Consider the following 12,992-nt stretch of genomic DNA (forward strand, 5'->3'; position numbering starts at 1 on the left):
TCATACGCGCCCCACGGCGTCGCCGACCCCTGCCGAAGTGCCCCCATGGCATAGGATCGGCACGTGACCAGACTGGACCAGCCCACACTGACCGGGGACGACGAAGTCGTCGAGGACTTCCCCGTCCCAGCACCCCTTGCGGGCCACGGCCCTGCCCGAGTCATTGCCATGTGCAACCAGAAGGGCGGTGTCGGCAAGACCACCTCCACCATCAATCTGGGAGCCTCACTGGCCGAGTACGGCCGCAAGGTCCTGGTCGTCGACTTCGATCCGCAGGGTGCCGCCTCCGTGGGTCTGGGCATCAACACCTTGGACATGGACACGACGATCTACAACCTGCTGATGAAGCCGCGCCTGGACGTGCGCGAGGCGATCTGCCCCACCGCGCTCGAGGGCCTGGACGTCCTTCCGGCCAACATCGACCTGTCGGCCGCCGAGGTGCAACTGGTCAACGAGGTGGCTCGCGAGTCGGCACTGTCGCGGGTGCTGCGTCCACTGCTGGACGACTACGACGCGATCCTCGTCGACTGCCAGCCCTCCCTCGGTCTGCTCACCGTCAATGCGCTGACCGCCGCACACGGCGTCATCGTCCCGGTGGCCGCCGAGTTCTTCGCCCTGCGAGGCGTGGCCCTGCTGGTGGAGACCATCGAGACGGTGCGCGACCGCATCAACCCGCGCCTGAAGATGGACGGGATCGTGGCGACCATGGTCGACACCCGTACCCTTCACTCGCGTGAGGTCCTGGACCGCCTGAACGAAGCCTTCGGCGACCTCGTGTACTCCACGCGAATCTCCCGCACGGTGAAGTTCCCGGACGCCACTGTGGCCACCGAACCGATCACCACCTACGCGCCCACGCACCCGGGGGCCGAGGCCTACCGTCGCCTCGCGCGGGAGGTCATCGCCCGTGGGGACGTCGCCTGAGCACGCAGCGGAGTTCGACCCGCCGGGGGTCCAGACCCGCATCGACCAGTTCCAGGTGAACCTGGAGGTCTTCGAAGGCCCCTTCGACCTGCTCCTCCAGCTGATCGCCCGCCGCAAGCTCGACATCACCCAAGTGGCGTTGGCCGAGGTCACGGATGAGTTCATCGCCCACATGCGTGAGTTCCCCGACCTGTCGGCCACCACGGAGTTCCTGGTCGTGGCGGCCACCCTGCTCGACATGAAGGCCGCGCGCCTGCTCCCACGTGACGAGGGCTCCGTCGACGCCTCTGCCGAGGACCTGGAGGCCCGCGACCTGCTCTTCTCACGCCTCCTGCAGTACCGGGCGTTCAAGTTGGCGGGACAGTGGATCGGCGAGCGCCTGGACCACGCCCGCCGATGGATCCCCCGCGATGCTCCGATGGAGGAACACCTGGCTCGGCTGCTGCCCGAACTGGTGTGGGTGTGCTCGGCGCACGACCTGGCGCGCGCCTGCGCCGACGCCCTTTCTCAGCGGCCGCCCACCGTCGAGGTCACCCACCTGCACGACCCGGTGGTGCCGGTGGCGCCGCAGGTGCGGATCCTCGTGGAGATGCTGCGACGCCTTGGCCGGGCGAGCTTCGCGGACCTGGTCGAGGACGCTCCCACCCGCGCCGTCATCGTCTCTCGTTTCCTGGGGCTGTTGGAGCTCTACCGTGGCGGCACCATCGAGTTCACGCAGGAGCAGGCCCTTGGGCGGCTCACGGTCACCTGGATCGGGGGCGACGAGGACGTCCGGGTCCACATCGACGAGGAAGAGGAGGAAGCCAATGGATGAGTCAGCACTCGAAGGGGAGTCAAGTGAGGTCCTCGCCTCGGAACTGCTGGCGCCACTGGAGGCGATCCTCATGGTCGTCGACCACCCGGTGCCCGCAGGAGAACTGGCCGAAGCCCTGGGAGTCGGCGACCGGGTGGCGGAGGAGGCCCTGCGTCTGCTGGCCCAGGAGTACCGCGTGCCGGCCTCCTTCCAGGGGCACACGAGGCCACGCGGTTTCGAACTGCGGGAAGTGGCCGGAGGCTGGCGCATCTACTCCTCACCACGTTTTGCCGAGGTCGTCGGGCGCTTCGTCGTGGGTTCGGCCCAGGCGCGCCTGAGCCAAGCCGCGCTGGAGACCCTTGCCGTCATCGCCTACAGGCAGCCGGTGTCGAGGTCACGAATCTCGCACATTCGTGGGGTGAACGTGGACGCCGTGGTGCGTACCCTTGTCACACGAGGACTGGTCGAAGAGGTTGGCGAAGGCCCCTCCGGTGCGCGCCTGTACGGGACCACCGCCCTGTTCCTGGAACGTATGGGTTTCGACTCCCTCGACGACCTGGCGCCCTTGGCGCCCTACCTTCCGGCTGCTGACGAGCTGGACGAATTGGAGGAGACACTGTGAGGAACGACCCCTACGTCGAGGGCGGCGTGCGCCTGCAGAAGGTCCTCTCCCAGGCGGGAATCGCCTCGCGGCGGGCCGCGGAGGAAATGATCGAAGACGGACGTGTCCAGGTCGACGGCCAAGTCGTGCGCTCCCAAGGACTGCGCGTGGACCCCGACCGGCAGGTCATCCACGTCGACGGCGAGAGGGTCTTCCTGGACGAGACGAAGCACGTGGTCCTGGCCATCAACAAGCCTGTCGGCGTGGTCTCGACCATGTCGGACCCGGAGGGCCGCCCGTGTCTGGCGGACCTGCTCATGGACCATCCGGAGCGCCTGTACCACGTGGGGCGCCTGGACGTGGACACCTCGGGTCTGCTGCTGGTGACCAATGACGGGGAACTGGCCAACCGACTGACCCACCCCTCCTACGAAGTGCCGAAGACCTACGTGGCGCGCGTCCACGGAGAGGTCAAACCCGGAGTCCGGCGCCGGCTGCTCCAAGGAATCGAGTTGGAGGACGGACCCGTCAAGGTCGACTCCTTCCGCACGATGGAGACCTACGGCGAGATCACCACGGTGGAGATTGTCGTCCACGAGGGCCGCAACCGACTGGTACGCCGCCTCATGGACCACGTCGGCTACCCGGTCCGGGAACTGGTGCGCACCCACTTCGGGCCGATCAGCCTGGACCGACTGCAACCGGGCACCACCCGCCGCGTCAAGGGCAACGCCCTCAAGGCCCTGTATTCCAGCGTGGGGCTGTGACGTGGTGACACCGGCGCCCCGAGCCGTTGCCACCGCCGGCCCCGTCCTCGTCATCGGGTCCGGACTGCTGGGGGCATCGCTGGGACTAAGTCTGAGGGCCGCCGGGGTGGAGGTCCTGCTGGAGGACTCCTCTCCGACCTCGCTGCGTCTGGCGCAGGACATCGGTGCCGGTGTCCCCTTGGCCGATCGCCCGGGTGCGGCCCCGCGTCTGGTCGTGGTCGCCACTCCGCCCGATGTCGCCGGACAATGCGTGGTGGAGGCCCTGCGCACCTGGCCCGAGGCGGTCGTCACGGATGTGGCCTCCGTCAAGGAAGCCGTGGCGGGTGACGTTCTGTCCGCCGCCAGGCACGAGAGGGCCCCCGACTTCGCCTCACGCTACGTCGGCTCGCACCCGATGGCCGGCCGAGAACGCTCCGGCGCAGGTGCCGCCGACGCCGACCTGTTCTACGGGCGCCCGTGGGTGATCGTCGCACACCCGGGATCGTCGGCCTCCGCGGTGCTGGCCGTGCGCAACCTTGCCGGGGACGTCGGGGCATTCCCGGTAGAACTCGACGCCTCCAGCCACGACCGCTCCGTCGCCCTCGTCTCCCACGTGCCGCAGCTCGTGGCCTCCCTGCTGGCGGCCCGTCTGGCCGAGGCGCCGAGCGAAGCCCTGGGCCTTGCCGGGCAAGGGTTGCGGGACACGACCCGCATCGCGGCCTCCGATCCGCGTCTGTGGACCTCAATCCTGGCCGGGAACGCAGGACCCGTGGCGCAGCTGCTCCGGGAGCTGTCCGCGGACCTGGCCGAGCTGCTGGACCACCTGGAGCGTGCGGCGGAACTCGGACCCCTGCGCGGGGGGTCGGTGGGGGCAGTGAACCGTGTGATGGAGGCCGGCAACAGGGGAGTGGCACGCATCCCCGGCAAACACGGAGGCGCCCCCAGGCGATACGCGGAGCTTGAGGTTCTGATCCCCGACACTCCCGGTTCCCTCGGGCGACTCTTCACGGATCTTGGAGAGATCTGCGTGAACATCGAAGACCTTGTGCTGGAGCACTCGGCCGGACAGCATGTGGGTCTGGCGCGGATCATGGTCGACCCCGGCCGCCACGCGGAGGCGGAAGACGCTTTGGAGAAGCGAGGGTGGCGACTCATCACCCACGCGGGCCAGACCAGGTGACTCCCCCGAAGTGAATCGGCAGCGGAAGCATCGACAAGGGAAGACAGGTGTGAGGTGGACGTGACTGGGCGACTGGACCCCGCGCGGCGGGCGGAGCTCATTTCCCGCTTGGGCACGACGGTGGCGATCGATGGTCCGGCGGGCTCGGGCAAGTCGACGGTCTCGCGGCGCGTGGCCGAGCAGCTGGGCATCGGATACCTGGACACGGGCGCCATGTACCGCAGTCTCACGTGGTTCGCCCTGGACCGGGGAGTGGATCTGGAGGACCGCAGGGCGGTGGCCGCCCTGGCCGACGAACTTCCCCTGCGCATGGACTCCCACCCGCGCGACGCGCACGTGTGGGTGGGCCAGCGCGAGGTGACCGGCGAGATCCGCCAGCCGCGCATCGCCTTGGGGATCCCGCACGTGTCAACGAATCTTGACGTGCGTCACTGGATGGCGCGCGACCAGCGTCGACGCATGATGGAGGCCAGGGCGACCGGCTCGGGCATGGTCGCTGAAGGCCGTGACATCACCACCGTGGTCTGCCCCGACGCGGATGTGCGGGTGCTGCTGGTGGCGGACGCCGAAGCGCGCCTGCGCAGACGCACCCTGGAGCTTTTCGGAGACGACACCCCCGAACACGTCGAGCAGGTGCGTGCCCAGGTCGAGGAACGCGACCGGGCGGACTCCACGGTCTCCGAATTCCTCGAACCAGCCCCCGGCGTGCACGTGATCGACAGTTCCACACTGGGCATTGACGAGGTCGTCCAGGCCGTCATCGACCTGGTCGACGCGGACCTGCTGCGGCGGGCCGAAACGGACGCCTGAGGCACCCCGCCCTCGTCACCCACCACGCTGCCCACCGCCCCAGCAAGCCGGGCCGTGGCAATTCGACACGGTCGGCGGCGGCCGGGCTCAGGGACGGGAGAGCATCTCTCCCACGCGCGCCACACCCCGCATGATGTCCTGCGTGCTGGCCGCACACGAGAGCCGCACATGGGTGCGGGCGGTCAGCGGCCCGAAGTCCCTGCCCGGGGTCAAAGCCACATGGTGCTCCTCCAGGGCGCGCCGGCAGAACTCGTCGGCATCCATGCCCGTTCCCGACACGTCCATGTAGACGTAGAAGGCTCCGTCGGGCCTGACGGGCACCGGTACGCCGATGCGTTCAAGCTCCTCAGCGGCCACCCGGCGCCGCTGCGCGAACAGGGCCCGGCGCTGCTCGCACCACTGCAGGGACTCCGGGTGGAAGCACTCCAGGGCTGCCATCTGCGCGGGGGTGGGGGCGCAGATGAACAGGTTCTGTGCCAAGCGTTCGATGACGTCGACCAGCTCCTCGGGCACCACGGTCCACCCCAGGCGCCATCCGGTCATCCCGAAGTACTTCGAGAAGGAGGACAGGACCACGGCCCCCGGGTCCAGGGCGAGGGCAGTGCGGGGAAGGCGCCGGTCGACGTCGTCGGAGAGCGCCAAGTAGATCTCGTCGATGACCCGCCACGCGCCGTTGCCGGCCGCATGGCCACAGATCTGCCGCAATTCCTCCTCCGGGACGCGGGTGCCCGTCGGGTTGGAGGGCGTGGCGATGAGGATGCCGCGGGTGTCGGGGCGCCAATGGTCTTGCACCAGGTTCAGGTCCAGCTGGTAGCGGGTCTCGGCGGAGGTTGCCACCAGGTCCACCTGAGCGCCGAAGGCGGCCAGGAACTGTCGGTTGCACGGGTAGGACGGGTCGCCGAGCATCACGTGGTCGCCCGGGTCGACCAGTGCAGCGCTGAGCAGCAGCAGGGCGGCGCTTGCCCCCGATGTCACGCAGATGCGTCGAGGGTCGACATGGACCCCGTGGACGTCGGCGTAACGCTGGGCGATGGCGGCGCGAAGGGCCGGCAACCCCATGGCATCGGTGTAGGGCAGGGGGCGGCCGTCGGCGACCTGGCGCAGGGCGTCCAGGACTCGTGGAGGCGCTCCCGAGTCCGGCTCGCCCAGGCTCAGGCGGATGACATCGGCGCCCTCGGCCTGCAGTTGGCCGGCCCGTGTGGCCACGGCCATGGCATGGAAGGTGTCGACGGCGGCGCCTCTGGCTGAGGGGCGGATCGGAGGATGGGGGGACACCGGTGTCATCGTCCTTTCGTGGGGCGGCGTTTGGCGATCGCCCGGGCGAAGGCGTCGGTCAGTTCCTTGTTGAGGGTGGACATGAGCTGCGGGTCGATCTTGGTGACCTTGCGGTCGTAGGTCATCAGGCCGTTGTTCTCACGTTCGACGTCCGAGACCTGGGTGTAGGTGCAGGCGGCCAACCCGTGTGCGGTCAGGGGAATCAGCTGCTCCCGGTACAGCTCGGTCATGGCTTGGGCGAGGTCCTCGCGCTCGGCCAGGAAACGGTATCCGAAGGGGATCGGTTCCTTCCACGTGTGGCCTTCGACCGCCAGGTTCAGTCCGCCGAACTCGGACAGGTAGAAGGCGCGGGTGTCCACCGACGGCGGTTCGGTCAGGCGCAGCACGTAGCGGTGTCGGCTGCGGAAGTCTCCGCCGCCTTGGTCGAACCACCCTGAGGCCGCATCGACCAGCCGCGTGGGGTCCAGGCGCCGCACGGCCTTCTCGGCGCGTCGGGCATCGAATTGGCCCCAGCCTTCGTTGAAGGGCACCCACATGATGATGCTCGGGTGGCAGCGCAGGTGCCGGATCATTCCGGCCAGTTCGCAGGCGAATTGGGACCGGTTGTCGTGGCTGGTGCGTCCGGTCCAGTCGTGGAAGAGCCTGCTGCGGTCGGGCAGCGTGTAGTCCAGGGCCTGGACGACTCCGGAGGCCTGGATGCCCAGGGCGGGCCTGCCGCCGGAGACCATGTCCTGGACCACCATGAGGCCAAGGCGGTCGCAGTGGTGGTAGAAACGCCGGGATTCGACCTTGATGTGGACGCGCACCGCATTGAACCCCATCTCCTTGATGGTGCGCAGGTCGTGCACGATGGCTTCGTCGTCGGGCGGAGTCATGCCGGATTCGGGCCAGTAGCCCTGACTCAGTGGCGCGTTGACGAAGACGGGTTCGTCGTTGAGCAGCACGTAAGGGGTCCGCTTGTCGTGCTGACGCCGGGTTTGCAGGCGCAGGGGCAGTCTTCGGCGCCGACGGTCGGACATGGACACGGTGCGCAGTGCCGACCACGTGCTCACCCGGTCGTCTCCGGCCCGCACGGTGAAGCGGTAGAGGTTCGGATGTTCCGGGGACCATGTGAGCGCATCCGAGACGGGAACACGGGTCCATTGCCCGGTGTGGCCGCGCACGGTGGAGCGGGATCCGTCCGGCGCTTCGATGTCGAGTTCGTACTCCTCGGCGTCAAGGCCGTCCTCGCCACGGACATGGACGTGGAAGGCGTCCAGCGTGTCAGCCGGGCGGATGTCGACGGATTCGATGGCGGCGTCGGGGATCGGTTCCATCCACACGCTTCCCCAGATGCCGGAGGTGGCCGTGTACCAGATGGTCTGCGGCAGCAGGGCTTGCTTTCCGCGCTGGATCCCTTCGGAGTCGGTGGGGTCGGTGACACGGACGTGCAAGTCGAAGGACTCCTGCTCCGTGTCGACCACGGTGGCGGTGAAGGGCAGGTATCCGCCGGTGTGGCGGGCCCGCACCTGGCCGTCGACGCGCACCTCGCAGCGGTGGTCGACCGCCAGGAACACGATGCGGATCCGTTGGCCGCGCCAGTCCTTGGGAATCTCGACCCGTCGCTGGTAGTGCAGGACGTCGGTGGGCGTGAGCTCGCGTTGCACGCCTGAGGCCGCCGACTCGATGGCAAAGGGGACCCGGATGGTGCCTTCCCATTCGTCCTCGGAGGGTCTGGGGTCCTCGGCGCGTCGGATCGCGTGGTTCCACACGCCGTTGAGGCTCTGCCACCTGGGCCGTTCGAACATGGGATCCGGGTGCTCCGGCAGCGGCACCTCGTCGAAGAGGGCTCCCCAAGGCGTGCACAGATCATCGGAATGGGGCAAGGGTGCGGGGGGAGTTGTCGTCATCCTCGAGCCTCCGGGTCCAGGGGTCTGCGGTGCGTGCTCCATTGAATCATCGCCGCGTGGTGCCGGGTGGGGAGGGAAGTCCTTGGAGACGAGGGCGAAGCGCCGACTGTGACAGCGCTCGCAGGTGGCGATTGGCGCACCACCTCGGGCGTGGGCTAACATTGCCGAGTCGCCCGCGAGGGCGCGACAAGTGAAGAACGGGCTGTGGCGCAGTTTGGTAGCGCACTTGACTGGGGGTCAAGGGGTCGTGGGTTCAAATCCCGCCAGCCCGACGAAAGGCCTGGAATCTCAACGATTGATGTTCCGGGCCTCCTCCTTTTTTCGCGATCTCATGTTGAATCTCATGTTGAGATTCTGAGCCGCGAGCGGCTCCGAGCAACGGCTTGCGGGTCGGTCGCTTGCTTCCCGGGAGTCGGGCTCGATCGCCGCCACAGCGGCGGGGCGTTGGAACCGTGAGTCGGAACAGGCGCCTCAGGGCAGCAGAGCACGCAGTGGCGCCGTGAGCAGAGGCAGCGCCACGGCGAAGGCGCCCCATGTGGCCCCGCCGATGGCGAGGGCGAAGAACGCCAGCCACAGGAATGCGGGGGTGTGGGTCAGACGCCCCAGGGTAGCGGGGTCGTCCTCGGGGCCGCCGGAGACGAGGACGGCTCCGAACTGCCTCCACGCACCCACCAACAGGACCAGGGCGACGGTCATGACGATTCCGGCACACACCGTGGCCGGAGCGAGCCACCACGCGGCGCTCGCGCCGACGGCCAGTGCCCCGAAGGCGATCACCGAGTAGAAGGAGCGGGCGTTGACGAGGAGGGCCGTGAGGAGCGCCGAGGAGATCAACAGCACAGCCGGAGCCCATCCGAGCGACGACGCCCAGACGAGCAGGGCCCCGACCAGGGCCGGTGCCGGGTAGCCGGCGGCGGTGGTCAGCACGATGCCCAGGCCCCGGGGCCGCCCCTGCGTCACCGCATGGCCACCCATGTCCATGCGCACGACGATGCCCGTCAAACGCCGCCCACAGGCCAGCCCCACCAGTGCATGAGCGACCTCGTGGGTGACGACCACGACGACTCTGACGATCTTCCACATGGGGGTCAGGACACACAACAGGGCGGCGCCCGTTGCCACGACCGCCCACCAGCCGCCCTCGGGGGGAGCGGCTCCCGCGAAGGTCTGGATGATTCGTTCCAGGAACTCCATGGGGCAAGAATGTCAGAGGTCGGCCCATGCGGCGCACCCGCATGGGATCTCCGATTCTCACAGGCTCTCCACAGCCGGCCCGTGGCACCGACCCAGAAGAGCCACATAGCGTCATGCTCCATGACGACGCAGACACTGACACAACCCCTCGTTCATCTGTCCCAACCCGCGCGACCGGGAGGCGCAGCCCGACGGGCGGCGGCACCGGGCCGCCACGATCAGCACATCAACAACCAGGTGCTGATCCACCGGGCCGGTGTCGCGGTACTTGCCACGACGAGCGGCGCCCAGTGATGGGACGGCTACCGGTCCTGCGTCGGACCTTTGACGCCTGGGGCACGACCATCACCGTCGATGTGGTCGACCACCGTTCCGCGCCGGAGGACCAGAAGAACGTCGAGGTCCTGGACGCCACGATGCCCACTGTGCGTGAGGTGGCGGCCCACATCGATGCGGTCTTTTCCCCTTGGCGCGACGATTCCCTGACAAGCGCCATGCGTAGGGGAGAGGTCTGCGAGTCGGATCTGTACACCCTGGGGGTGGACGGTGCATGGATGCTTCGAGTCCTCCTGGAGTGCCGCCGCGCCGAAAGCATCACTTGTGGAGCCTTCAACCCGTGGAAGGCGCCCGGCGGCTTCGACCCCTCCGGCTACGTCAAGGGCTGGGGCGCGGCCCTCATGGCGGACACACTGGTGGCCGCAGGTCTTCCGGATGTGTGCGTGGACGCGGCAGGCGACCTGGCCACACGCGGCGCGGGGCCCGACGGTGGCGCCTGGCACGTGGGCATCACCCATCCGGGCCGGACGCGGGTCGTGTGCGCCGTCGTCGACTCCGGACCGAGCGCGGACATCGAAGGGGTTGCCGGCGCCGTCGCCACATCGGGTTCGAGTCAACGGGAGGGCCACGTGAGTGGGCGCGACTCCCGGCGGACGAGAGCCTCCCAGGCCACCGTGGTCGGGCCCGATGCGGCACTGGCCGACGCCCTGGCCACAGGGCTTCTCATCGACGGCGTCGACAGTGTCGAATGGTTCGACGAGTTCGCCCGTGAGGACCTGCGCATCGGCCGTTCGCACTCGCGCTGGGGCGCGCTGGTGGTCCAGGACGGCCGCCTGTTCCGCTTGGGGCGCCTGGCCACCACGGTCCCGGCGGCCACCTGACGGGACCGGGAAACAGGTCAGCGACGCTTGCGTTCGCGTACGCGCACGCCGATCTGGATCGGCGATCCGACGAAGCCGAAGTCCTCACGCAGGCGCCGCTCGATGAAGCGGCGATACCCCGGATCCAGGAAGCCGGTGGTGAAAAGGACGATACGTGGAGGCTTGGAGGAGACCTGGGTGCCGAAAAGGATGCGCGGCTGCTTGCCGCCACGCAGCGGGTGCGGGTGGGCGGCCACCAGCTGCCCGAGGAAGGCGTTGAGTCTGCCCGTGGGGATCCGCGTCTGCCACCCCTCCAGAGCGGCGTCCAGAGCACGGGTGATGCGATTCGTGTGCCAGCGGGTCTTCGCCGACAAGTTGATGCGCGGCGCCCACTGGACCTGGACCAACTCGCGTTCCAGTTCGGTGCGCAGCTGCGCCTGCCGGTCCTCGTCGACCAGGTCCCACTTGTTGTTGACGATGACCAGGGCGCGTCCGGCGTCCACCACCTGCTGGACGACCCGGACATCCTGCTCGGTGAGCGGCTCGGACCCGTCGAAGAGCACCAGGGCGACCTCGGCCTTCTCCAGGGCCGCCTGGGTGCGGATCGACGCGTAGTAGTCCGCGCCGGTCGTACGGTGCATCTTGCGTCGGATGCCCGCGGTGTCGACGAACCACCAGTCGCGCCCGTCGAGGCTGACCAACTCGTCCACCGGATCTCGGGTGGTGCCCGCCAGTTCATTGACGACGGCCCGCTCGGCCCCCGCAAGCGCATTGAGCAGCGAGGACTTGCCGACATTGGGGCGGCCGACCAGGGCCACGCGGCGCGGACCACCTGCGGGCAGGGCCGTGGCGACGGCCGACTCGGCGGGCAACACTTCCATGACGGCGTCCAAGAGGTCGCCCGTGCCGCGTCCGTGCAGTGCGGAGACGGGCCAGGGTTCTCCCATGCCGAGCGACCACAGGTAGGCGGCGTCGGCCTCCTGCAGGGGGGAGTCCACCTTGTTGGCGGCAAGGACGACGGGCTTGCCCTTGGCGCGCAACATGCGCACGACCCGCTCGTCGGTGTCGGTCACGCCGACAGTGGCGTCGAGGACGAGGACGACGGCGTCTGCCAGGTCCACGGCGACCTCGGCCTGCTCTGCCACCGATCTGTCCAGTCCCGCGACATCGACCTCCCAGCCGCCGGTGTCGACCACTGTGAAGTCCCGACCGCTCCACTCCGCCGGGTAGGACACACGGTCGCGAGTGACCCCCGGAGTGTCCTGGACGACGGCCTCGCGCCTTCCGATGATCCGGTTGACCAGAGTCGACTTGCCGACATTCGGGCGCCCGACGATCGCCAGGACGGGAAGACCTGCTGCAGGACCGGCTTCGTCCTGGTCCTCGACATCGCCCGAGAGCAGAGCCAGGTCGTCCTCGTCAAGGTCGAACTGGTCCAAGGAGGCCCGCATGGCGCGTGCCTGCAGCTGGGCCTCCTCGTCGCCGGGCGCGGGGTCGAGGTCGGGGCGCTCACCCGGGTCTGCGAAGTCCTCGCCCGGGGCAAGGGTCAGGTCCTGGGCAGTCTCGTCGAAGTCGTTCACCCGACGATTGTACGGGGCGTGCGTCTGCGCTCAGCTGAGGGCTCCCGTGAGTCCGGTGCGTGCGGCTCGGCGTTTGTCCTCGCCCTCGCCGCCGGGGAGCGGGTGCCGATACGCTGTGCGGCATGCACGTCCCCGACCATTTCGTCCTGCCTCAGGACCACATCGACGCCTTGTTGTCCGCCCCCTTCTTCGCCACCCTGGTCACCCCTCACGAGGACGGTCTCCAGGCGACCCCCGTCCCCTTCCACCACGAGGCGGAACGCAAGGTCCTGGTCACCCACCTGCAGCGCATCAACCCGCAGGCCAGCACACCCGTGGTCGGAGAGGGCCTTGTGCTGGTGGATCGGGGCGACGCCTACGTGTCGCCCCGCTGGTACGCAACCAATGACGCGGTGCCCAACGTCCCCACTTGGGACTACGTCACCTTGCAGGTGCGTGGTCGGGTGCACGTGGACGCGAGTCCGCAGGCGGCTCTTCGGGCGGCCCGCGCACTGACCGACCGTTTCGAGGACCCGGAGGTTCTGGAGGCCGTGGGTGAGGACAAGCTGGCGAAGATGGCGCGTGCGATCGTGGCGGTGGAGGTGCATGTCGACCAGGTGGTCGGCAAGGCGAAGATGAGCCAGAATCGGCACCCCGACGACGTGCGCAGCGTCATCGCGCACTTCGAGCAGGTCGGCCTGTCGGAGCTCGCGGCCTTCATGCGTGAGGTCTCCTTGCCCTATGCCGAGGCGCGTTTTGCGAAGATCGAGTCCCTGCGCCGGGTCACGGCCCTCAAGGCGCGGGTGACCAGTGCGAGGGACGACGGGGGACAGGGCTGAGAGTGCCTTCTGGTGCACAACGATGACACAAGGCTCTGTCAATCGA

General features: G+C 68.6%; 12 protein-coding genes and 1 tRNA gene. 9 read left to right on the top strand and 4 right to left on the bottom strand.

What is annotated here, in order from left to right:
- Positions 1–63 precede the first annotated feature (63 nt).
- The 6 genes from I6B53_RS05670 to cmk all read left to right on the top strand — a co-directional run bounded on the left by I6B53_RS05670 (position 64) and on the right by cmk (position 5,054).
- Complete coding sequence (locus I6B53_RS05670) at positions 64–924, top strand: ParA family protein (RefSeq protein ID WP_216763273.1); 861 nt, start codon at positions 64–66, stop codon at positions 922–924.
- On the top strand, positions 908–1,738 hold the full coding sequence (locus tag I6B53_RS05675; RefSeq protein WP_253953780.1) for a ScpA family protein: 831 nt from the start codon (positions 908–910) through the stop codon (positions 1,736–1,738). Before I6B53_RS05670 ends, I6B53_RS05675 begins: the two co-directional genes overlap by 17 nt.
- Entirely contained in the window at positions 1,731–2,339 is a 609-nt protein-coding gene (scpB, locus tag I6B53_RS05680; protein ID WP_216763274.1) for an SMC-Scp complex subunit ScpB, read from the top strand. Before I6B53_RS05675 ends, scpB begins: the two co-directional genes overlap by 8 nt.
- Positions 2,336–3,085: a pseudouridine synthase gene (locus tag I6B53_RS05685; RefSeq protein ID WP_216763275.1), complete on the top strand. Its 750-nt coding sequence runs from the start codon at positions 2,336–2,338 to the stop codon at positions 3,083–3,085. The genes scpB and I6B53_RS05685 overlap by 4 nt, the downstream gene beginning before the upstream one ends.
- Position 3,086: 1 nt before the next feature.
- The gene (locus I6B53_RS05690; protein WP_253953781.1) at positions 3,087–4,244 is read left to right on the top strand and encodes a prephenate dehydrogenase; all 1,158 of its coding nucleotides are present in this window, start codon (positions 3,087–3,089) and stop codon (positions 4,242–4,244) included.
- 72 nt (positions 4,245–4,316) lie between these two features.
- Positions 4,317–5,054 carry a (d)CMP kinase gene (gene cmk, locus I6B53_RS05695; protein WP_216765363.1) on the top strand — a complete coding sequence of 246 codons (738 nt, stop codon included), beginning with the start codon at positions 4,317–4,319 and terminating at the stop codon, positions 5,052–5,054.
- Between the two features lie 87 nt (positions 5,055–5,141).
- Here cmk and I6B53_RS05700 read toward each other — a convergent pair whose 3' ends face one another.
- Entirely contained in the window at positions 5,142–6,311 is a 1,170-nt protein-coding gene (locus tag I6B53_RS05700; RefSeq protein WP_253954009.1) for an aminotransferase class I/II-fold pyridoxal phosphate-dependent enzyme, read from the bottom strand.
- Positions 6,312–6,334: 23 nt separating this feature from the next.
- Positions 6,335–8,218, bottom strand: coding sequence for a glycoside hydrolase family 2 protein (locus tag I6B53_RS05705; protein ID WP_216763277.1), 1,884 nt, complete (start codon positions 8,216–8,218; stop codon positions 6,335–6,337).
- A gap of 198 nt (positions 8,219–8,416) precedes the next feature.
- On the opposite strand from I6B53_RS05705, the gene I6B53_RS05710 reads away from it, so the two are divergent.
- Positions 8,417–8,490 (top strand) — tRNA-Pro (locus tag I6B53_RS05710).
- A gap of 199 nt (positions 8,491–8,689) precedes the next feature.
- Here I6B53_RS05710 and I6B53_RS05715 read toward each other — a convergent pair.
- A complete protein-coding gene (locus tag I6B53_RS05715) occupies positions 8,690–9,412 on the bottom strand; it encodes a M50 family metallopeptidase (protein ID WP_216763278.1) in 723 nt (240 codons plus the stop codon).
- Positions 9,413–9,705: 293 nt separating this feature from the next.
- On the opposite strand from I6B53_RS05715, the gene I6B53_RS05720 reads away from it, so the two are divergent.
- Positions 9,706–10,569 (top strand): FAD:protein FMN transferase, encoded by an 864-nt coding sequence (locus tag I6B53_RS05720; protein WP_216763279.1) that lies wholly within the window; start codon positions 9,706–9,708, stop codon positions 10,567–10,569.
- A 17-nt stretch (positions 10,570–10,586) separates the two neighbouring features.
- On the opposite strand, the gene der is transcribed toward I6B53_RS05720, so the two are convergent.
- Positions 10,587–12,014, bottom strand: a complete 1,428-nt coding sequence (gene der / locus I6B53_RS05725; protein WP_253954010.1) for a ribosome biogenesis GTPase Der — start codon at positions 12,012–12,014, stop codon at positions 10,587–10,589.
- Positions 12,015–12,250: 236 nt separating this feature from the next.
- On the opposite strand from der, the gene I6B53_RS05730 reads away from it, so the two are divergent.
- A complete protein-coding gene (locus I6B53_RS05730) occupies positions 12,251–12,946 on the top strand; it encodes an FMN-binding negative transcriptional regulator (protein WP_216763280.1) in 696 nt (231 codons plus the stop codon).
- The last annotated feature ends 46 nt before the right edge of the window (positions 12,947–12,992 follow it).

The organism is Schaalia sp. 19OD2882 (assembly GCF_018986735.1).
Classification (GTDB): domain Bacteria; phylum Actinomycetota; class Actinomycetes; order Actinomycetales; family Actinomycetaceae; genus Pauljensenia.